The sequence below is a fragment of the Emticicia sp. TH156 genome (assembly GCF_002855535.1).
GTDB classification, from domain to species: Bacteria; Bacteroidota; Bacteroidia; order Cytophagales; family Spirosomataceae; genus Emticicia; species Emticicia fluvialis.
The window spans coordinates 211703-234376 of record NZ_PKRS01000004.1 but is presented as its reverse complement, the minus strand read 5'-3'; the positions used below and the strand labels follow the sequence as shown (position 1 = coordinate 234376).

Sequence of the window (22674 nt, the reverse complement as noted above, 5' to 3'; positions counted from 1 at the left end):
CACCCCATTATGAGTACCAAAAGTAAACCGAAATATTCAAGAGTTGCCCAGTTAAAAACCACCGCCGATTTACGTAAGTATCTGGCAGACAACCAGGTTGATCTTGATTTTGATGATGAACTGGTAGATGCGGCCGAATCGCCCTTTGCTCAGGGAATTTCTTTGCAGTCGGGCAGGTATATCGGCAACCGATTCTGCATCTTACCCATGGAAGGCTGGGACGGCACCGAAGACGGCCGCCCGACCGAATTTACCAAACGCCGCTGGGAGAACTTTGCCATAAGCGGCGCCAAACTTTTGTGGGGCTGCGAGGCCGTAGCCGTAAGGCATGAAGGCAGGGCAAACCCCAACCAGCTATGTATAAACGAAGCCAACTTTCAGGATTTTGTTGACTTGTTTAATCTGGTAATGAACAAGCACGCCGAAAAATTTGGCAATACCGATGATCTGATGGTAGGGCTGCAGCTTACACATTCCGGCCGTTTCTGCAAACCTCATAGCCATAAAAAATTTGAGTCTAAAATATTATATCATCATCCATTACTAGATAAAAAATTCGGTATCGAAGATGATTACCCGTTAATGACCGACGAAGATATTGATGCACTGGTAGCCGATTTCGTAAAAGCGGCCGTAATGGCACAAAAGGCGGGCTATCATTTTGTTGATTTAAAGCACTGCCACGGGTATCTGGGGCATGAGTTTCTGAGTTCTTTTAACCGGGAAGGCAAATACGGCGGCAGTTTCGAAAACCGCACGCGTTTCCTCCGCAATATTGTAGAGGGCATTAAACGCGAGGCCCCCGGCCTTGAAATGGGCATCCGCCTCAGCGCTTTTGATTTCGTACCGTTCAAAAAAGGAGAGGATGGCCAGGGCGAACCGGATTACCTGTCAGCTGAAAACTACGGATATGCTTTTGGAGGTGCTGGTAATGGAACCACCATCGACCTCGACGAACCCAAGGCTTTTCTGGCATTGGCGCAGTCGCTGGGTATTCAGTTAATATGTATTACTGCCGGTAGCCCGTATTATAACCCGCATCTTACCAGGCCGGCTATTTTTCCGCCTTCTGATGGGTACCAGCCGCCTGAAGAGCCATTATTGGGGGTAGCCCGGCATCTGGCCGTTACGCAAGAGCTGAAAGAGGCCTTTCCGGATATGGTGATTGTGGGGTCAGGGTATTCTTACCTGCAAGACTGGCTGCCTAATTTCGGGCAATATGTGTTGCGCCACAACATGGCCGACTTTGTAGGGCTGGGTCGTATGGTGCTGTCGTATCCAACCATGCCTGCCGACATACTGAGCAACCAGCCGCTGCAACGCAAGCTGATTTGCCGCACGTTCTCCGACTGCACCACCGCACCGCGTAACGGGCTAATTTCAGGCTGTTTCCCGCTTGACCCTTACTATAAAAGCATGGATATTGCTAACCAACTGAAACAATTAAAAGGAGAAAAGTGAGAAAGGTTGCATTCATAACAGGCGGAAGCCGGGGTATAGGCTTGGGTATTGCCGTGCATCTGGCAAAGGCTGGTTTTAATCTGGCCATTAATGGTATGCGGCCGGAAACAGCCGTACAGGAGGTGCTTGATGAGTTAACCGGGCTGGGGGCAGAGGTTATTTATTGCCGCGGAGACATTGCCTCTGCTCAGCACAGGCAATTGATGCTGGCCCATATAAAAGGGCATTTCGGCTGCCTGCATGTGCTGGTCAACAACGCCGGAGTAGCGCCCAAAGAGCGAAACGATATTTTACAGGCCACTGAAGAAAGTTTCGATTACGTGCTATCAACTAATCTGAAAGGTACCTATTTTTTGACGCAGGCAGTTGCCAACTGGATGATAGCTCAGAAAACCAGTACCGAAGGTTTCAGCAGTTGTATCATCAATGTGTCGTCAATTTCGGCCACTATTGCTTCTGTCAACAGAGGCGAATACTGTGTATCAAAAGCCGGGCTGAGCATGGCAACGCAATTATTTGCCGTCAGGCTGGGCGAATATAACATACCTGTTTATGAGGTAAGGCCGGGCATTATAAAAACAGACATGACGGCCGGAGTTACCGCCAAATACGATGAACTGATAGAAAACGGCCTTTGCGTACAAAAACGCTGGGGCTTCCCCGACGACATCGGCAAAGCCGTTGCCGCCCTCGCCAAAGGAGATTTTCCCTACTCAACAGGCCAGGTACTGAAGGTAGACGGCGGCCTGACTTTGGGGAGGCTTTAGTCAATGAGTGATTGAGCGATTTAGTGAATTAGTGAATTAGTGATTTAGCGGGCGGCGTTTCGCTGAATGAGTGATTAACCATTGAGGATTGTTGATTATCAAATTTGGGTGGGTTTTAACCCAAATAACCACTAAATCGCTCACTCCATCAATCATACATTCACTAAATCACTCATTCACTAATTCACCATTCACTAATTTTTTAACGTCTTTCAACCTTTTAACTATAAAAAAACAATGAAAAAATTTACCAGACGAGACATGCTCAAAACGGCCGTTCCCGGCTCTTTGGCTGTTATGTCTATTCCTACCCTTATTCCGTCTACGGCTTTCGGAGCCAACGACAGGCTGCGGGTGGCAGTAATAGGCGTGAATGGCCGTGGGAAAGACCACATTTCGGGCTTCTCAAAGCTAGATAACGTTGAAGTAGCCACCCTTTGTGATGTCGACAAAGTGGTGCTGAATGAACGAGCGGCAGATTTTGAAAAAAAATATGCTAAGAAAATACACATCGAGCAAGATTTACGCCGGGTATATGAAGACAAATCTATAGATGCCGTAAGCATTGCCACCCCTAACCACTGGCATGCGCTGGCGGCTATTTGGGCCTGCCAGGCTGGCAAAGATGTATATGTAGAAAAACCCGCCTGCCACAACCTGTTTGAAGGTCGGCAATTGGTAGAGGCAGCCAAAAAATACAACCGCATTGTGCAGCATGGGGTGCAGCTGCGTAGTTCGGCAGCAATACAGGAGGCTATTCAGCACCTCAGAGACGGGCTGATTGGCAAAGTGTACATGGCACGCGGAACTGTCTATAAATGGAGACCCGATATCGGTAATCTGGGTAAATCGCCGGTGCCGGAAGGTCTCGAATGGGACTTATGGCAAGGCCCGGCTCAGGCACGTGATTTCAGCAAAAACTATGTGCATTATAACTGGCACTGGTTCTGGGACTACGGCAATGGCGACATCGGCAATCAGGGCGTGCATGAAACCGACCTGGCCATGTGGGGGCTGGATGTCGGCTTGCCCGAAGTAATAACCTCGGCAGGTGGTAAATACCTCTGGAACGACTGCAAAGAAACGCCCGAAGTGCTTACTTCAACCTATCAGTACCCCAAAGAGGGGAAAATCATAGAATTTGAAGTGCGCCCCTGGATGACCAACAAAGAAGACGGCGTTGAGGTAGGCAATATTTTTTATGGAGACAAAGGCTATATGGTTATCAACGGATACAACGATTACAAAACCTATCTGGGCCGTAACCGTGAGCCGGGCCCTGCCCGCAACGCAGGCGGCGACCACTACAAAAACTTTGTAGATGCCGTAAGAGCCAAAAACAAAGCCTTGCTAAACGGCCCTATTGAAACAGGACACCTTTCGGCCAGCATTGCGCATCTGGGCAATATTGCCTATCGCCTGGGCAGAACGCTGAAGTTTGACCCTAAAACAGAAACTTTCCCGGGTGACAAAGAAGCCAACGCTATGCTTACCCGTAAATATCGTGCACCATATACCGTGCCTGCCAAGGTTTAATTAATATTGAAAAAATGATTTAATATATCGTCCAGATAGGACTTTTCACAGGTTTTGGATTATACTGCTAAAGATATATCATCCCTAAGGGATTTAAAATCTCTGGCGCAGTCTATGTGCTGATATTGAAGTCCCGGAGGGACGATATATCAGTAGAGTGCTCAGCTTTTCCAAAGCTCTGATATCCCGTAGGGATGATATATTTAATACTTAAAATCCCTTTATCACGAACTTCAGAATACTGGGGTTTGCTGAGATTGGACAAACCTGATTCAACCCTTAAAAACTGTTTCATGACACATTCAGATACTGACAACCAAAATACACTGAGGCAACTGCTGCAATTGCCGGTACTGGTGGCTGCACTGGGCTATCTGGTTGATATGTACGACCTCTTCCTGTTCAATGTGGTGCGTGTACCCAGCCTGAAAGAACTGGGCTTTGAGGGCGACCAATTGTTTGAACACGGCGCCTCGCTGCTTAACTATCAGATGGCCGGAATGCTCATTGGCGGTATTGTGTGGGGAGTAATGGGCGACAAACGCGGCCGCTTGTCGGTGTTGTTTGGGTCTATTATCATTTACTCACTGGCTAATATTGCCAACGGGCTGGTAACTACAGTGCCCCAATATGCTGCCTGCCGGTTTATTGCCGGGGTTGGGCTGGCCGGAGAGCTGGGCGCCGGGGTAACACTGGTAACCGAAATTCTGCCTAAAAAAATACGGGGTTATGGCACCACCATTGTGGCAACGCTGGGGCTGGTAGGTGCCATAGGCGCCTATTTTGTAGCCGAGCTTTTTGAGTGGCGCATATCTTATTATGTAGGGGGCGGCATGGGCCTGCTTTTACTTTTATTGCGTATCAATATTTTTGAGTCGAAGATATTTACCGAAGCCAAAAACAAGCACATCAAACGGGGTAACCTGCTTATGTTGTTCAATAACCGCACCCGATTCGTAAAATACCTGATGTCTATTCTGGTAGGCTTGCCAATCTGGTTTGTGGTGGGTATTCTCATTACTTTCTCGCCAGAATTTGCCAAAGCAGCCGGAATCACCGAGCCTGTCAATGCAGGCAAAGCCGTAATGCTTACCTTTACCGGGCAGGTGTTCGGAGACATTGTAAGTGGTTTCCTGAGCCAGTTTATGCAAAGCCGCAAAAAAGTGATATTGCTTTTTATTCTTATGTCACTGGCCTTTGTGCTGGTTTATTTACTTATTCCTGCCGGCAGTGCCTCAGTGTTTTACATAACCTGTGCGTTTCTGGGTTTCTGCAATGGTTACTGGACACTCTTCATCACCATTGCTGCCGAGCTTTTTGGTACCAACCTGCGTGCCACCGTGGCCACCACTGTGCCTAATTTTGTGCGCGGAGCCACCATTCCGCTACTGGCAGTTTTTAAATGGCTGAAACCCGACATGGGTATTATGACAGCTGCACTTATTATAGGCGTTAGCACCTCGGCCATTGCGCTCTTTGCACTCTGGAACATAGATGAAACTTTTAACAGAGACTTAGATTACATTGAATAATGTAATTCAGGCTCCGGGCATTGGTTTATCGGTAAAATTATAATCAGTCCTTAAACCGGCTAGTGCATGGCCGTAAAAAAACAGATTCGCAGATGAGCCGGAGTGCATTCCGGCTCTACCTCCAAAACCTGTGCGTTGTTTTGTAATACAGGCTTTTTCTATTTCTATTCACCTGATATTTAAAATCTTAGCATGAGAACATTACTTCTAAGCCTGTTGCTGTTTTTCAATTGGCAGTTTATACAGGCGCAAAGCACCAAAGCCCCGGCTTTTCCGCTTATCACACATGACCCCAACTTTAGCATTTGGTCAAACACAGACGACCTTACGGCTTCTACTACCAGACACTGGACAGGCGCCAACCACTCTTTACTGGGTATTATAGAGGTAGATGGCAACCAATACCGTTTTCTGGGTAAAAAGGGAGACGCTTATGAAACCCTTGTTCCTGCCGGAGACGAGCAGAATTATGAAGCCCTGTACACAGAAAAAGACCCCGGTGCCAACTGGATGAACGCGTCTTATAACGATACCGATTGGAAGAAAGGACTGGCTCCGTTTGGCGATAATCCGGGCATTTGTAAAACCGAATGGAAAACCCGCGATATCTGGGCAAGGCGTACCTTTACCCTGAAAGACCGTAACTCTGATGCACTTTACCTGAAACTGAACCATGATGATGATGTAGAGGTGTTTATCAACGGCGAGGCAGTTTACAGCATTAAAGGCTGGACACACAAATACATTTATATTCCGCTGAGCGAAACCGTTAAAAGCAGGCTGCAAGTGGGCAAAAACCTGTTGGCTGTGCACGTAACCAACAACAGAGGCGGCTCAATGCTGGATGCGGGCATTGTTGAAAAAATAGTAGAAACACCAGACCCCAAAGTTTTTACGGCCGAACAAAAAAAGGTAACCGTAAATGCCACACAAACCATTTATGAATTTAGCTGCGGTAAGGTAAATCTTACACTTACTTTTACTTCACCGCTGTTGATAAACGATTTAAATCTGCTGGCTCGTCCGGTTTCTTATATTTCGGCCAGTGTAAAAGCTACCGATAACCTGCTGCACGACGTGCGCCTGTATCTGGGGGCATCAACCGATATCGCCGTTAATACTCCGGCGCAGGCGGTGCAGGCTCAGCAATACAGCGCTAATGGCCTGGCCATTCTGAAAGCCGGTACCACCAGCCAGCAGGTACTGAAACTGAAAGGCGACGATGTACGCATCGACTGGGGATACCTGTATATTGCTGTTCCTGAAACGGGCAATGTGGTGCAGTCTATCACCAAAAATACCGATATGGGCAATGTTTTCAGCGCTGCGCCCAACAATAACCTGGGCGGCAAAAACCTGATGCTCAACACAGTATTAAACGCAGGCAAGGTAGGCAGCACTGCCAAAGAGCAGGTTTTTATGATTGGTTATGACGACATCCAGTCAATCCAATATTTTCAAACCAACCTTTCTCCCTGGTGGCGATTAACCAAAGGTGCAACCATTGAAGGCCAATTGCAACAGGCATGGAGCAGCTATTCGGCAGTTATCGGTAAATGTAAAGCATTAAATAGTAAAATTTATAACGATGCCCTGAAAGCAGGTGGAGAACAATACGCGCGCCTGTGCGAGCTGGCTTATCGGCAGAGTATTGCGGCTCATAAGCTGGTAAAAAGCCCGACAGGCGATATTCTTTTCTTATCGAAAGAAAATTTCAGTAACGGGTCTATTAATACAGTTGATGTTACCTACCCGTCGGCGCCTTTGTTTCTGGCCTATAACCCCGATTTGCTGAAAGGTATGCTGAACGGCATTTTTTATTACAGCGAAAGCGGCAAGTGGGCCAAACCTTTTGCAGCCCACGACCTCGGCACATACCCACTGGCTAACGGACAAACCTACGGAGAAGATATGCCTGTGGAAGAGTGCGGTAATATGATAATACTGACGGCCGCCATTGCCCGTGTGGAAGGCAACGCCTTATATGCCAAAAAACACTGGAAAACCCTGTCAGTTTGGGCCGACTACCTGAGCAAAGAAGGCCTTGACCCCGCTTTGCAACTCTGCACCGACGATTTCGCCGGGCATCTGGCACGCAACGCCAACTTGTCTGTTAAGGCCATTGTGGCTTTGGGTGGATACTCTCAGCTGGCAGAGCAACTGGGCGAAAAGCAAACAGCCCAGAAATACCGAGCTTTAACCCGGGAAATGGTAAAGAAATGGATGCAGATGGCAGAAGACGGCGACCACTACGCCCTTACCTTTAACGACAAAGGCACCTGGAGCCAGAAATATAATCTGGTATGGGATAAACTGTTGAAGATGAACCTGTTTCCGAAAGATGTTTATAACAAAGAAGTGGCCTATTACCTGACCAGGCAGAACGCCTTCGGCTTACCGCTCGACAGCCGCAAAACTTATACAAAATCTGACTGGGTAATCTGGACATCCGTTCTTGCCGACAACAAGCAGGATTTTGAGGCATTGATAACGCCCATGTTTAAATATGCCACCCAAACACCAAGCAGAGTACCTTTGAGCGACTGGCACGAAACCACCAACGGAAAAATGGTGGGTTTTCAGGCCAGAAGTGTAGTGGCCGGTTATTACATGAAAGTGCTTGAGCAAAAATTGAAGACAAAATAAGCGAGAGAAATTTTACCTGTCTTCTAAAATAGGTAGAGCCGGGGCACAGCCCCGGCTCTCATTTCTTGTGTTAACCTGCAGGTTAAAACGCTTATTTCACAATTCCCACATCCATACCGGCTTTAAAGAGTTTCTGAGGCGGGTCGGTTTTGATAAATTTGGGCATCTGAAGCCCTATCTGTAACCTGAAACCCATTTTCTTTTTATCCTGATTGGCCGGGTCTTTTAGTTTTTCTTCCACATTGGTTACCGATACTCTGAAACCAAACCCCAGAAAAGTGGTCATGTCGTCTTTCAGTTCGTTATCGCTTTCTTTTTTCTCCTTTTCGGTCTTTTCGTCATAGTTGATTTTCTCAGCTATGATGAATTTCTTTTTCTGACCATGCGCACCCAGCGACCCTGCCACTACCAGAAAAATTAACAGAAACAACTTTTTCATTAGCATTATCCGGACTTAGATTGTTGACAGCAGCCCAACCAAAAGGTCAGGCATTGTTTATTTAAAACAAATTTAATTCCGTAGAGGTCATCTACCAAAAAAAAGCGCTGTTTTTTGATAAACGGCCAGATATTTATCTGCCGTTATTTGCATATCGTTATATCTGCATAACAACATGCCAGCAGCAATTCGCGGTTATTGATGTCGGCCTTTTGGTCGTCTGCATCAAAGCCTAAAGATACAATATACTTTTTCAGCTTTTCGGCTGTGGTTTTGCGTGTGTCAAACGTAATGGTAATCGTTTTTTGCTCAGGGTTTATGTCTACGGCTTTCACGCCTTTTTCGAAATAGATATTACGGCCAAGCCCGTATTTACATTTCTGGCACACACGGCTGGTGCTGAAACTGCATTTTTTCAGGTTATCGGCATTTCCACGGGTTGATAAAGCAATAACCAGTGCCGATAAAAATACCTGGCGATTCATTTCTTTACATATTTTTCGGGGTTGCTATCAAACCTTTCTTTGCACGATTTACTGCAAAACAAATGTTCTTTTTCTCTATGAACCGACCTGAACTTGGCGTCTTTCTTTACCTTCATGCCGCAAACGGGGTCTTTTTGTGCCTCCTCAGGCTGTGCTTGTTGTGCTGTTGGTGTTTGCTGTAAAGCCGCGGCTTGCCCAGCCAGCAGCATGGTTACTACAATAAGAGTTTTCATAGTTTTTCTGTTTTTATCGACTCACAATTACCCATTCTTTCACTTGCCTGGTTTCCAAGCCAGTTTTGGTCAGACCCCGCGCAGGTAAAATAATAAAGTTTGTTATGGCCTGCCTTAAAAGAGGCCAGCAAAACAAACATACTTTTAGACAATTCATAAAAGTGGTCGGTCTGGTGTTCTGTTGAGTATTCGCCTTCAATAATATGCTCGCAATCAAAACTGATTTTCGCTTTATATTTCTTTAAAAAAGCCTCTTTTGGCTCCTGATTCTGAGACAAAACCAGCGCATTTACACGCGTTGCCAGGTTGCCTGCTGCTAGAGCGGCCTGCCTGGTCTGCTTGTTTTTGATAGCCGCCTTTACCTGCCCGTAAATGGCAACTAACTCTGCAAAAGCTCTTTTGTCTGCAGCCGATTGCAATTTAAAATCAGCCACCTCGGTATGAATATCCTTTTTAACCAAAGCCGTTGCCAAACTGCTTTCAGAAAACCGTTGGCTGGCAATAAAGTCGGGGTCGTCCAACGTTTTCAGAAAAGCAATTATTTTTTGCTGTTCTGCTAACCCCAGCGTAATACCCGGTAAACCATCCTGTAACAGTTGGGGGTCCAGGTATGGTGTTTTTTGTACGCTTCCCGCATAGTGATTCAACACTTCTTCCAGCGTTCTGAACCGGCCGTCATGCATATAGGGCGATGTAAAAGAAAGATTCCGGAGTGAAGGTACCTTGAACTTGAATTTGTCGTTCTCATTCTGGTTTACTTCAAATCGTCCCTGGTCGTCTTGTTTCAGGTCAGGTAAGCCGTTGTTTCTGAATCTGTAATCTGTAAAAAGTTCGCCAGAATGGCATCCGGCGCATTTCTGTTTAAAGAGTGCCATTCCTTCCAGTTCAACGGGTGTCAGCTCTTCGCCTTCGCTGCGCATGTAACGGTCATACCTTGAATTGGCAGAAACCATGGTAAGCATAAATTGCGACAGCGCCTTCAGAAACCTGTCAGTGCTGATTTCTTCGCTCCCGAAAGCCTTTCTGAACAGAGCCGGGTACTTCGGGTTTTGGCGAAGTTTAAGCAATACGTTACCGATGGACTCATTCATTTCTACCGGATTAGTAATGGGCGAAACCGCAAATAGATCCAGGTCATGCACGCCGCCATCCCATCCGAAACTATCGGCCCAGGCCAGGTTAAAGAGCGGCATTGAATTGCGCTTGGTGAGTTGGTCGTCTACGCCGTGGCTAAACTCATGCCCATGCTGTGTAAACCCTGCAGGTTGCTGATGGCAACTGCCGCAGCTGACGGTGTTGTCGCTTGATAACACCGCATCGTAAAACAGCGTTTTGCCCAGCTCAACACCTGCGGTTGTGAGCGGATTATCGGCAAAGCGGTAGCGCGGCTCCGGAAAATTAGACGGAACCGAAAACAGGCCGGGGTCTTGCGCACCCCTGAAAGACAGAAATACTGCCATAATAGCCACAAAAAGCAACCCGATTCTGATTCCAGGTTTCATGTCTTATTTCGTTCCTGTGGTTACTGATTGATCTGCCACGGCAACCGGCACGGGTTTCAGGCCACCAAAAGAAAACATCGTTTGGTAGTTATTGGCAATAGTCGCCGAGTACGGCCCACCCATAACCGTTGCGTTTTTGGCCATATCAACATTGTTCGGGCCGTTCATCAGTTTAAGTGCATCGGCTTTTATGAATATTGCCATAGGGGTGGCACCCCCTTTTATGCGCAGCTCTTCGCCACCAAAGCTTAGTGTGGTTTGCTTAATGTTGTTTAGCGTTTTTTTATCTCCTATGCCGCCAAACAAACCGATATGGTACATAAAAATGTTGTTCTTCCCGGTAGATTGTGGAGAAGTTCCCTCCATTTTTACAAAAATGTAACCTGAGTTCCAGGCCCAGTACATATCTCGTGCTTCGCCGGCCACGTCAAGGCAACCTTTGCGCTGGCTGATGTCTGATGCGCTTCTGGCGCTGTCTATGCCAATTGTAAAGCTGATGCCCTTGTATTTCCCTTTCGGAATATCTGTAAGCGTAATGGTTTTTGTGGCTTCATTATTTTCACGAATCAGAAAATACGACTGGTCTTGCGGTAAGGTATAAATAGAGCCGTCTTTTTTGATGAGGCTTATATTACTTATATAATACTGAAAAAGCGAAACAGAAAACTCGTTTCCGGCGGCATTAGTATAGCGGGCAGTTTTTAAAGCCAATGGCTCTGCGCCAACAAAATTGTCGAAATGTAAACTGAATGAGCCTTTCTTTTGTGCATTTGCCATGCTGGCCGCACAAAGTAAAAAGAATACTATTTTTTTCATCTGATTGATTTTTAAAATTGAATTTTCTTCCATGCAATAACCTGTGGCTGGCCGTCGATACGTTTTTCAAAAGCCACCAATACGCTGTTGCCGTTTGCTGCCAGGGCAGGGTAGCTGCAGTCGGCCAGCGGCTCTGTAATGTAAGTGGTACTTACTTTTGCCCCCAGCTTACGCAAAGCAATAGAGTGAAAAAACGCTTCGCCCTGGTTTCTGCCCCTGGCAAAGGCCAGCAGTGGCAGGCCTGCTGTGGTGGTGGTTAGCTGCGGTTGCTTTACGCCATCGGTCAGCTCGGCGTTGATAATTTTGCCGGTGGCAATATCGCAGACTTTTACACCAGCTGCTTTCTCTTTGCCTGTAAACCAGGTTAGCCACACCCCGTTGGGAGTTTCAGTGGCCGACGGCCCCGAATGCGGGCAGGCGTCTATCTGCCATTTGTCCGGATAAACGTTTCTCGGTTTGCTGAACGTAAGCCCGTTATCGGCAGAGTGTATATAGCTCATATCGCGTGAGCCGTCTTCATACATATCGCGGTAAAATATGTGCAAACCTCCCTGTTTGTCGGTTATGGCCTCAATGCGGCAGCATTCGCAAGCCTGATTATCTATAATCTTCTCTTCACCAAAGCCTTTGCCGGGTGTGGTTCTGGCAAATTTTACACTTCGGCCTTTGGCGGTCAGTTTTTCATCAAGCCATATAATGCCTATTTCGCCATCAGCCAATCGTACCGGCCTGCTGAACGAATGGCTTTTTTTAGGGTCTCTGTCGGCCTGCACATACATAGGCGCCGACCAGTTAACGCCATCTGCCGAATAAACATAGAGCAAATCAGACCCGAATCTGGATGTAGGGTTGTCTTTCTTCAGCTCAAAACTTACGATCATGCTTCCATCTTTTTTGATACTCAGCCTCGGCATGCCTTCAGCATGTGTAGCCGCCGAATCTACAATGGGTACCCGGCGGGGTTTGCCAAAGCCTGTGCCATCAAAAAGGCTGTAATAAAACGATACTTTCTTTTGGGCATCTTTCTCTACCCAGCTTAAAACAATATCGCCTTTGGCTGTTGTTGTAAACGAAGGTATGGCCCCTGCATTGGCAGGGCTTGAAATCTGATTGTCGTCGTTTGCCTTCCGGAAAGAAAACAAACCAATGATTGCCAGATAAATGAGTACGTTTTTCATAGAGTTTAATTTTTTGAATAAATGAAGTGGAAAACGGAAGGCCGACCATAAATAAGCCGACCCTCCAATGGCAGGTCATCCAAACCATTCGTTAGACTATTTGTTTTCTTTCCGTTTCCCGGTAAAGCCATATTGCACGCCCATTACAAATGTCCGGGGGGCGGCAGCGGTAAAAGTAGTGCGGTCGGTTAAGGCATTGCCTCTGCTGGCATTGGTGGCATAAAGAGCGTCGGTCAGGTTCATGATATTGGTAAATACCTCAATGCCCTGCCATTGATACCCAACTCTGAAATTCAGCAGGTCATATCCGCCGTAGCTCACCGTGTTAATCTGGTTCTGATACCATTGGCCCACATGCTGCCATTCAATGGCGCTTCGTAGTCCTTTCAGCCATTTGGGGTAATAGGTTACTTCGGCATTCCATAACCAGCGTGGTGCAGACGGCATATCTTTACCATTTACGTCTTTAATGGCGTCAGATGCCCGCTGGCTTAGTATAAACTCTTCAAAACGGTGTATGGCATAGGTACCGCCACCACGTATAAACAATTGCGCCGCAGGCTTGTAGGTGATACCCAGCTCAATACCCTTATGCAGGGTTTTTCCGGCTGCCTGATAGTCGGTCGAGTTATCCGGCTGGCGAATGTTCAGCAGTTCGTTGAAGCCCAGCATCTGGTATAATGAGGCATCAACATACACCTTGTTTTTAAACAATGAGGCCCAGCCGCCAATTTCGGCATTATTAAAAGTAGCCGGAATCAGGTTATAATAAAACAAATCTCCGTTAGGAGCAGGGGTTGGTCTTTTGCGGAAAATAGCCGTAAGACCAGACGGCGCAAAACCTTTTGAGTAATTGGCATACAGCCCTTTACCTTTGCCGAGGTCATAGGTTATACCTATTTTCGGTGTGGTTTTGGTATAAGTTTTGGCTCCGCCAATGCCATTACCGCTGGCGTCAACGTCCAGATTATTTACGTAATCAAACGAAAGGTTGTCGTATCTTAAGCCTGCTGAAACCCGCAGGTTTTTCAGTGGCTCAAAATCATATTGCAGATACACCGCCGAATTGCGGATGTTGGCATCGTAATCTGCAATTTTAATATCTGGTCTTTCTTTGGCAATGGTATATTTTTCTACCGATTTCTTGTCGGCACGTAGCTGGGCATTCAAATCAATCTGGTACGACCAGTAATCGGTAGGCGAGTAGTCCATGCTGGCGCCAATAATGGCCTTTGAGTTCAGGAATCTGAACGGCTGCGTATGTTGTGCCACTACCCCCAGGCTTCTGAAATTGCTTGAATTGATTTCCCCTCGTGCCGTGCTTGCGCCGCTCGTCCATCTGATACCATAGCTTGGGTTCTGCCCCAGTTTATTGTCGCGGGCAAATACGGTAACAAAAGATTGCCCGCCGGCAGCCCAGTCTTTTTCAAGGGTAAGCCTCGTACGCACCGAGTATGATTTCCTGTAGGTAAAGTCGGTTGTACTTACGTATTTCCGGCTGAAAAACGCCACGCTGTCTACACTACCGCTGGTTTGCGAGTTGTAATCGCTGTACGATAAAGTATAAATCAGGCGTGTTTTTGGGTTGAAGTGATACTCCAGACGGGCATACTGTGCGTTTTTGGTATAGTCTGAACTGGCCATCCACGAATCCTTCTGGTCGGCTACCAGGCCACCCAGATAAATGCCGAACTTGCCTATCGTTGCCCCTGCGCCATATTGTATTCTTTTAAAGCCCCATTGGTCGGCCTGTATACCAATGCGGGCGGTGGGTACGGCTGTCGGCCGCTGGGTAATAAAGTTTACCACACCACCCACAGCCTCTGGCCCGTAAATAGACGAAACCGGGCCTTTTACCACCTCAATTGAGCTCACGGTAAACTGGTTCATTTCCAGCAGGGCGTTGTGGTTAAACACCCCCATCGGGCGTATGGGCAGGCCGTCTTCCATATACAGATAATAGCCGTTGGTGGTCATGGGCTGGCGTATGGCCATCATGTGTTGCTCGTTGTTGAGGTTCACCATCATTACGCCCGGCATTTTGTTAATTACCTCATATATGGCAATGGGCTTGGCCTCTTCAATTTGCTTCGGCGTAAGTTTAGATATCGCAATGGGTGTTTCTGTGCGCAGGCTTGCCTCCCGGTTTCCTGTTACTACTACGGTTTGCAAGTCTTCAACGGCTGTTTCAAGGGCGGCTGTTATATTTTGATTAGTGCCTACGGGCAGGGTTAAAGGCCTGTAACCTATCATCGAAATCTGTATCTCGTCGGTATCGGCTTTCAGACTGAACCCTCCCTGATTATCGGTAATCGTACCGTTGGTTTGTCCTTTGGCTTTAATGCTGGCACCGGTTATGGCCTCTTTGGTCTGGGCGTCATAAACCTTGCCTTTAATAAGGTGTTGCGCCCGGGTATGCTGAATAACTAAAAACAGGAAAAATAATGTTATACGTAGTTTCATTACGGTTTCTTTTTCAATGAATAAGGTTTGTATTGTGTAATTGGGGGAATCAGTGATCAAATGATTAAAGAATAGACCAGATTATCAGCAGGAATGTATGCGAACACCTTAAAATGCAGGTGGCGGTATTTCTGCTAAAAAGCTGTTGAAACAAATAATCACTCATGCTTTCAATCACTAATTCACTAAACAATTTCCCCCGGAGGCTTCAGCATTGAAAAAAGAAAATCGTACTGATAAACATTACTGTAAACAAAACAAGCAAGTGTGTGTGATGTTGTGACGGTAGTAAGCGGAGAAAAGCTGGCGCAGGCCTGCTGATAAACCTCGATCATCAGTTTGAAAACCTGAATTTTCGACAGATTATCTTCATTTTGTTCAGCAGCCTTCAGTTTTTTTGCCAGATAACACTTGCCGTCGCAATGCATTTCAGGGCGGCTTTTATTGATACAGTAATTTTTGATGATATATTCTTTGTTGAACTCATACTGCAAAAAGATAACAGGCGCTACCATAACCCGCATAAACAGCAGGCCACAAAGCAGCAGGGTTCCTATTTGCTTCAGATGTTTCAACACAAAATATGATTGGTTTGGTAATTAATTACCCCACTACTGGCCGCCATAACACTAATGCACAGGCATTAAAAGCCTTGCAAATGCCATTTGGCCAATAAATGGTATAGATTAAATTGGGTTTTTGGGTTAGCAGCTGGTTTTGCACCGGCAATGAGGCATTGCATCAGGCAATATTACCAGTGCTGGTAAAAGACAGGATAAGGCATCTTAAGCCTGGCAAGGTGGATGAAAAACAGAAATGGCAAACCGGCCTGCATACAAGTTGGCGTAGTTGTAAGCAGCAGTCAGTTTCTCGGTAAACGGAGGTTGGAAATTCGCCACCGGCAGGTCGTGGCATATCAGCGCAGGCAGCTCATATTTTTCAAGAATATGATGTTGGGCTTTGGTATCGCGCTCTTCAGCGGCCTGAAGGCGCTTGGCCAGATAACACTTCCCATTACAATTAAGCTGGGGTTTCGCCTTGTTGATACATAAAGTTCTGGCGATGAAATCCTGACGAAGCTGATAATCAATCAAATAATAAGCCTGAGTAAAAGGGCGAACCATTACCGAAAACAGGAGTAATATGGCAATTGCTTTTCTCAAGTATCTTACATTTTGCTGCAAATATAAATTATAACACGTAAAGTAGGTTAAATTATTTTGTTTTTAATGCCATTTATGAGCAATGTCATTAATGGTGCATTGGCTATACTGGCAATCAGCTTTGGGCTGAATCGCTGATTCAATGGCCATTGGGTGCTGTAAGAAACCAGTATGAGGGGCAAAACAAAGAATCCTGTTTTATATGATTTTTAATTAACCACACAAAACAGGACTCCGTTTTATAAGATAGCTTTTTCATAAATGGTTAATGCTGCCATTAACCAAACAAAAGTAGGGCAACGGCTTTAGCCCGCATAGTTAATAATTGTTAAATGACATATTTTTACAATAAGCGGTAACAGCCATGGCGGTTGTTTTTACAAATCAAGGTTTTGCTTGCTATTTAGGGGGTTTTAGGCCATCTTTGTTCACAGGGCTTTTTCGCCCGTTCATCAATCTCCAATCTTAAACCAATGCCCCTTATGAAGAAGACTTTACCTTTCTTCCTGCTTGTTTGTATTTTGCTCGGTTCTTTCGGCCACAGCTTGGCACAAGCCATTACTTCTGTCGAAATCGACAATCTGGTTGAGCGCACCCTGAAAACTTTTGATGTACCCGGCATTGCCGTGGCCGTAGTAAAAGATGGCAAGGTGATTCATGCCAAAGGCTATGGTGTGCGTTCGTTGAATACCGGAAAGAAGGTTGACGAAAATACGCTTTTCGGCATTGCTTCTAACAGCAAGGCTTTCACGGCTGCTGCTTTGGGCATGCTGGTTGACGAAAAGAAACTGAAATGGGACGATAAAGTGCGGGATTTTATACCCGAGTTTAAGATGTATGACCCTTTTGTAACAGAAGAATTTACCATAAAAGACCTGCTGACACACCGTAGCGGACTAGGCCTGGGTGCCGGTGACCTGATGTTCTGGCCCGATTCTAATAATTTTACCAGGCAGGATATCATTCATAATCTCCGTTATCTGAAACCGGTGTCGAGCTTCCGTACCAAATATGATTATGACAACCTGCTGTATATAGTAGCCGGAGAAGTGGTGAAGCGTGCCTCTGGTATGGAGTGGGAAGATTTCATTGAAAAGCGGATTCTGCAACCCCTGGGAATGACACAGACGGCGGCTTCGTTCCGCAGGCTGAAAGATAAATCGAACGTGATAGACCCACACGCACCTGTGGACGGCACGGTTAAGGTGATTCGCAGAGACTGGAGCGACGTAGCCAATTCGGCCGGGGGGCTTTACAGCAACATTACCGACATGAGCAAATGGATAATTATGCAGATGGACAACGGGAAGTATGGCAATGGCAAGCAGTTGTTCAGCGAGGCAGTGCATGATGAAATGTGGACACCCCAGACCATAATTCCGGTAAGAGGTACTAACTCATATAATACGCATTTTTCGAGCTACGGCCTGGGCTGGGGTCTGGTAGATGTAAAAGGCTACAAGCAGGCGTCGCACACGGGCGGGCTGGCAGGTATAGTAACGCAGGTAACACTGATACCAGAACTGAAACTGGGTATTATTGTATTTACCAACCAGCAGCAGGGAGCAGCTTTTGTTTCTGTTACCAATACCATTAAAGACAGTTATCTGGGTGTAAAAGGCATAGACCGGGTAAGAGAAAACTACGACCGCGTTTTACAAGGCCTGGCAAACGCCAAAAAGATAACCGACGATATCTGGAAAGACATTGAAGCCCAACAAAAGAACGCCACCAGAATAGATAACAGCCTTTTTACAGGCACTTACCACGACCAGTGGTTTGGCGATGCCGAAATAGGAATAAAAAACGGCAAACTATGGTTTACCTCTAAGCGCTCGTACCTGCTCAATGGCGAGATGTTTCCTTACAAGGGTAATACTTTTATTGTAAAATGGGTAGACCGCAGCCTGGATGCAGACGCCTACGTAACCTTTGAGCTAGACAAAGACGGCAAGGGCTCAGGGTTTAAGATGCTGGCCATATCGCCTCTTACCGATTTCAGCTTCGATTTTCAGGATCTGGATTTTAAACGTTGATAAAATCAATTTTTATACCATTCCGTAGGGGTTCAAAATTTTGAACCCCTACGGAATGGATTTACATTATACATCACCTACTAAATCTCCCAATCAATGGAGAGAGACATTTAGCTCCTTCCCCATTGTTGGGGAAGGTCGGGATGGGGTTAAATTATACCCAACCAAACCATCTCTGATATGACACCTCTCAGACCAATAATTATAACTGACCTTTTCTATAAATTAGATGAAAAACTGATTGAGGTATTAAAATCTCTTTCGCCAGCCGATTGGCATAAACAAACCATTGCCCCGCTCTGGAAAGTAAAAGACATAGCGGCGCATTTGCTCGATACCAATATCAGAACGCTTTCTGCGGCACGCGATGGGCATACGGGCGACCCGCCAAGGGATATTCAATCTTATCAGGATTTAATCAGCTACCTGAACCAACTCAATGCCGACTGGGTGAGCGCCTTTCAAAGAGTCAGCCCGCATGTATTGATTGAACTGCTGGCTATTACCGGCAAACAATATTGTAGCTACATCAGTACCCTGAACCCATTTGATAAAGCCATATATCCGGTGGCATGGGCAGGCGAGGCGGAATCAGAAAACTGGTTTCATGTAGCCCGTGAGTACACCGAGAAATGGCACCACCAGCAGCAAATCAGGCTGGCTGTGGGGCAGGAAGCGGAGCTCTATACACCTGAATTTTACTGGCCGCATCTTGCCACCTCCATGCGTGCCTTGCCCCACCATTACCGCCATGTATCAGCCAATGAGGGAGACAACATCCGGTTTGTGGTAACTGGCGAGGGTGGGGGAGAATGGAATCTTTATTATTACAATAACACCTGGATACTGGCAGAAGAGCCAGGCATTAACCCGCTGGCAATTGTTACAATTGAAGGTACCATAGCATGGCGATTATTGACCAAAGGCATATCTAAACAAGAAGCCCGTCACTACATTCAATTGGTAGGAAATCAGGAAACAGGAGAAAAAATACTGGATATGCTGGCGGTAATGGCGTGAGGGGAAAAAATGGGGCTGTCAATAAGTTAATAGTAGACAACCCCATATAAATCAGGGCAAATCAATATAAATATATTTTTATACTATTTTGCTTCAATAAGGTAAATGTATTTGTTCAGGGTCTTAATTTGTTCTGATAATGAAAGGCCGGCCAAGATATTCGAATCACTAAATTTGGGTGCGGCTGGTAATAAATCAATCAGGTTTTTAATATAACCTACCTTTATGGCATAAGACACATTTTCAGTTTCACTTTGTTTTGATTGAATTACCCCAATTAAACTGCCGGATTTATCAAATAAAGGCCCTCCGCTATTTCCGGCTTGAACCGGAGCAGAAATCTGATAAGCCGTGATGTCACCCTGGAAACCGGTTTTAGAACTTATTATGCCATTGGTTAATCGAATTTCATCACTCATCGAAGCGTTTACGGGATACCCCAGTGCAAATACATTCTCACCAACATCTGCCGAGGTCGGTTTTAGAACATAAGGTACCTGAGAAAAGCCTTTAAAATTAGCCTCGTCTACCTGAATAATAGCCAGACCATTATTTTTGTCAGAAACTACCACCTTAGCTTTATATGGCGTTGAAAAATCCCCATTTATACCTTTAATAGTTAAATTAGTTGAATTTTTCACAATCTCGTAGGTCGTTATTATTAAGCCATCATTAGAGAGGGCAAATCCGGTATTGGTACTGGTAACTGTCTTTGATGGTGCTCCGCTTAGAGAAGACATGGGGTAGTGCTTGATGAATATCTGGTCCGGATTGCCATTTTCACCTATAATTTTGATTGTTGAGTTTTCAAACGTAAAATATAAACCTTCAATTGATTTCTTATTTTCAAAGTACCATTTCGCTCTGAAAATGTTGTCGTTGGCAGTTTTAGTAAAATATCCTTTCAAATCGCCTTCTTTCCAGACATCTTTATTTCCGCCGCTCAAATATACTACCGTGTATCCTTCGTCAGTTTTTACAACACCAACCTCTGCTTCCGAAGCATAAGAAGTCATAATTGCAGCTTTATAAAAACCTTCATTAACAGTTTTAGGGTTTTCAAGATACTTTATTAAGCCGGCTTTTGTATAATTTGTTAGCGGATGTTTCTTTATTCTATAAGCCAGCTCTATTGCTTCTCGTCTTTCTTGATATTTCTTTTTTATATACTCCGGAACCACCGTGTGGTGATCGCCATCGTAAACAGCCCATACTGCTGGGTCAAGATGAATATATACAAAAATGAGGTCTTTATTGAACAGATATACTTCCAGTTTTTTAGTTAATCTTAGCCCCCATTTAAATGTCAATTCTATAGTTGCTAAATCATCGTTAACTTTTAAAATTAAAGATTGATTTTTAGTGATTTCCATTAACTTTTCGTCACCGTTATAAATTTTAACATAACCTGCAATACCGAAAAGGTCATTAGTTAAAATATGGATGTCTTTTGCTATGAGGTTTCCATTGAAAAAAAAGAAAATAACTAAAAGTGCTTTGAATTTCAGGGGCAGTTGTTTCATTTTTGGGTTCTATTTTGTAACAGTAATTCAGGTTTTTTTCCAAAACCAAAAGTAAGAAATTTAAGACCAAATAATAATATCCCGGATATGAAATGTAAGGCTAGTTGTGTAAAAAATTCAAACAATTAAAGTTCACCATTTTGATTACCATGCTCGACACATCACCCTTTCCGCCCGTTTAATCGCCTCAAACTGCATATTAATCGCAATATTTTGGAATCACGACCTTGAATTTTTACCTTTAGTTCCTTCAAAGCTATTTTAATAAAAACAAAAACAAACTAAACATCTCCTCATGAAAAAATTACTACCTGTTGTTGCCTTCTTCTTTATATCGTTGGCACTTACGGCTCAGGAAGAAAAAGTTGACCTGGAAATGGTTAAAAAAATCCGTCAGGAAGGCCTGAAAAACTCGAAGGTAATGGACATCGCCTTTAATCTTACTGATGTAAGCGGCCCAAGGCTGCAGGGTTCTCCGGGTTTTACACGTGCAGCCAATTATTCTAAAAGAAAACTTGACGAATGGGGCCTTAACCAGGCCAGACTAGAGCCCTGGGGAGAGTTTGGTAAAGGCTGGGAGCTGCAAAAAAGTTATCTGGCCATGACAGCCCCGTACTACCGCCCGTTATTGGCCTACCCCAAAACCTGGACAGCCGGAACAAAAGGTAAATTAAAAACAGCGGAAATATTGCTGATTGACGAAACCGACACCCTGGGCCTTGAAAACTATAAAGGCAAGCTGAAAGATAAAATTATTTTGTTATATAAAAGCGATAGAATCACGCCTTCGTTCAAGGCGGATGCTACCCGTTACACAGACGAAGAACTGGAGAAAATGGCTAATGACGCCCCGGCTTCGGCCAACCGTTCTCAGCCAGACACGGCTTTCCGTTCAATGATGGCAGCCATGCGCAGAAGCACTTTGCTTTCAACCAAAACCAAGGATATGGCCAAAAAAGAAGGGGCATTGGCATTGTTGAGCATGAGCACCCGTGGTAAAGACGGTACCTTGTTTGTACAGGGTGGTGGGCCGTACAAGGCAACAGACCCTGAAAACCTGCTTGATATTATGCTGTCGGCAGAAGATTATCTTTCGTTGTGCCGTCTGGCCAAAGCGGGTATCCCGGTTCAATTGGAAATTGACGTAAAAACCAAATTCTATACACAGGATTTACAGGGATATAACGTGCTGGCTGAAATTCCGGGAACAGACCCTAAGTTGAAAGAAGAGGTGGTAATGCTGGGCGCTCACCTGGACTCGTGGCACAGTGCAACCGGTGCTACCGATAACGCCGCCGGTTCTGCCGTAATGTTAGAGGCGGTTCGTATCCTAAAAACATTGGGGGTTCAACCTCGCAGAACCATCCGCATTGCCCTATGGAGCGCTGAAGAGCAAGGTTTGCATGGTTCAAGAAACTATGTGAAAAATCATCTGACAGACCCCAACACCAAGAAAAGTAATGCCGAAGGCGATAACGTGGCGGCGTACTTCAACGTTGATAACGGTACCGGAAAAATAAGAGGTATTTATTTGCAGGGTAATGATGCCTGCCGCCCTATATTCAGCAAATGGTTAGAGCCGTTCCATGATTTAGGCGCCAAAACAGTTACCATCCGCAACACTGGCGGTACCGATCACCTGGCCTTTACAGGTGTGGGCATACCGGGCTTTCAGTTCATTCAGGATGAAATTGAATACAGCACCCGCACGCACCATACGAACATGGATACTTACGACCACCTGCAACCAGAAGACCTGAAACAGGCAGCAACCATTGTGGCATCGTTTGTTTACAACGCAGCCATGCGCGACGAGAAACTGCCAAGAAAGAAATAATAAATTGCAAGATAGATAAGCACAAAATCCCTGCCCC

18 protein-coding genes are annotated in these 22674 nt (G+C 45.5%); 8 read left to right on the top strand and 10 right to left on the bottom strand.

What is annotated here, in order from left to right; all coding sequences use genetic code 11:
• Positions 1-9 precede the first annotated feature (9 nt).
• The 5 genes from C0V77_RS09540 (at position 10) to C0V77_RS09520 (ending at position 7942) form a co-directional block, all read left to right on the top strand.
• Complete coding sequence (locus tag C0V77_RS09540; protein WP_101726122.1) at positions 10-1461, top strand: NADH:flavin oxidoreductase; 1452 nt, start codon at positions 10-12, stop codon at positions 1459-1461.
• Positions 1458-2228, top strand: coding sequence for a 3-ketoacyl-ACP reductase (locus C0V77_RS09535; protein WP_409012787.1), 771 nt, complete (start codon positions 1458-1460; stop codon positions 2226-2228). The genes C0V77_RS09540 and C0V77_RS09535 overlap by 4 nt, the downstream gene beginning before the upstream one ends.
• 237 nt (positions 2229-2465) lie before the next feature.
• A complete protein-coding gene (locus C0V77_RS09530; RefSeq protein WP_101726120.1) occupies positions 2466-3764 on the top strand; it encodes a Gfo/Idh/MocA family protein in 1299 nt (432 codons plus the stop codon).
• 293 nt (positions 3765-4057) lie between these two features.
• Positions 4058-5296 (top strand): MFS transporter, encoded by a 1239-nt coding sequence (locus C0V77_RS09525; RefSeq protein ID WP_101726286.1) that lies wholly within the window; start codon positions 4058-4060, stop codon positions 5294-5296.
• A 192-nt stretch (positions 5297-5488) separates the two neighbouring features.
• Entirely contained in the window at positions 5489-7942 is a 2454-nt protein-coding gene (locus C0V77_RS09520; protein ID WP_101726119.1) for a glutaminase family protein, read from the top strand.
• Between the two features lie 91 nt (positions 7943-8033).
• Here C0V77_RS09520 and C0V77_RS09515 read toward each other — a convergent pair whose 3' ends face one another.
• The 9 genes from C0V77_RS09515 to C0V77_RS09475 form a co-directional block, all read right to left on the bottom strand.
• Positions 8034-8381 (bottom strand): hypothetical protein, encoded by a 348-nt coding sequence (locus tag C0V77_RS09515; RefSeq protein ID WP_143706046.1) that lies wholly within the window; start codon positions 8379-8381, stop codon positions 8034-8036.
• Between the two features lie 143 nt (positions 8382-8524).
• The gene (locus tag C0V77_RS09510) at positions 8525-8866 is read right to left on the bottom strand and encodes a heavy-metal-associated domain-containing protein (protein ID WP_101726117.1); all 342 of its coding nucleotides are present in this window, start codon (positions 8864-8866) and stop codon (positions 8525-8527) included.
• Positions 8863-9099, bottom strand: coding sequence for a YHS domain-containing protein (locus tag C0V77_RS09505; protein ID WP_216824424.1), 237 nt, complete (start codon positions 9097-9099; stop codon positions 8863-8865). Before C0V77_RS09505 ends, C0V77_RS09510 begins: the two co-directional genes overlap by 4 nt.
• The gene (locus C0V77_RS09500) at positions 9096-10601 is read right to left on the bottom strand and encodes a cytochrome c peroxidase (protein WP_158237918.1); all 1506 of its coding nucleotides are present in this window, start codon (positions 10599-10601) and stop codon (positions 9096-9098) included. The genes C0V77_RS09505 and C0V77_RS09500 overlap by 4 nt, the downstream gene beginning before the upstream one ends.
• 3 nt (positions 10602-10604) lie before the next feature.
• Positions 10605-11417 carry an MbnP family protein gene (locus C0V77_RS09495; RefSeq protein WP_143706045.1) on the bottom strand — a complete coding sequence of 271 codons (813 nt, stop codon included), beginning with the start codon at positions 11415-11417 and terminating at the stop codon, positions 10605-10607.
• Positions 11418-11428: 11 nt separating this feature from the next.
• Positions 11429-12595 carry a sialidase family protein gene (locus C0V77_RS09490; RefSeq protein ID WP_101726115.1) on the bottom strand — a complete coding sequence of 389 codons (1167 nt, stop codon included), beginning with the start codon at positions 12593-12595 and terminating at the stop codon, positions 11429-11431.
• Between the two features lie 96 nt (positions 12596-12691).
• The gene (locus tag C0V77_RS09485; protein WP_101726114.1) at positions 12692-15058 is read right to left on the bottom strand and encodes a TonB-dependent receptor; all 2367 of its coding nucleotides are present in this window, start codon (positions 15056-15058) and stop codon (positions 12692-12694) included.
• Between the two features lie 185 nt (positions 15059-15243).
• Positions 15244-15636 carry a hypothetical protein gene (locus C0V77_RS22930; protein WP_143706044.1) on the bottom strand — a complete coding sequence of 131 codons (393 nt, stop codon included), beginning with the start codon at positions 15634-15636 and terminating at the stop codon, positions 15244-15246.
• Positions 15637-15843: 207 nt separating this feature from the next.
• A complete protein-coding gene (locus C0V77_RS09475) occupies positions 15844-16221 on the bottom strand; it encodes a hypothetical protein (RefSeq protein WP_101726112.1) in 378 nt (125 codons plus the stop codon).
• A gap of 482 nt (positions 16222-16703) precedes the next feature.
• Here C0V77_RS09475 and C0V77_RS09470 point away from each other — a divergent pair, with 482 nt between their 5' ends.
• Both C0V77_RS09470 and C0V77_RS09465 read left to right on the top strand, forming a co-directional pair.
• A complete protein-coding gene (locus C0V77_RS09470) occupies positions 16704-18257 on the top strand; it encodes a serine hydrolase (protein ID WP_101726284.1) in 1554 nt (517 codons plus the stop codon).
• A 180-nt stretch (positions 18258-18437) separates the two neighbouring features.
• Entirely contained in the window at positions 18438-19277 is an 840-nt protein-coding gene (locus C0V77_RS09465) for a maleylpyruvate isomerase N-terminal domain-containing protein (protein WP_101726111.1), read from the top strand.
• Positions 19278-19360: 83 nt separating this feature from the next.
• Here the strand turns inward: C0V77_RS09465 and C0V77_RS09460 are convergent, their stop codons facing one another.
• On the bottom strand, positions 19361-20800 hold the full coding sequence (locus tag C0V77_RS09460) for a S1C family serine protease (RefSeq protein WP_101726110.1): 1440 nt from the start codon (positions 20798-20800) through the stop codon (positions 19361-19363).
• A gap of 295 nt (positions 20801-21095) precedes the next feature.
• On the opposite strand from C0V77_RS09460, the gene C0V77_RS09455 reads away from it, so the two are divergent.
• Positions 21096-22637 (top strand): M20/M25/M40 family metallo-hydrolase, encoded by a 1542-nt coding sequence (locus tag C0V77_RS09455; RefSeq protein WP_101726109.1) that lies wholly within the window; start codon positions 21096-21098, stop codon positions 22635-22637.
• The last annotated feature ends 37 nt before the right edge of the window (positions 22638-22674 follow it).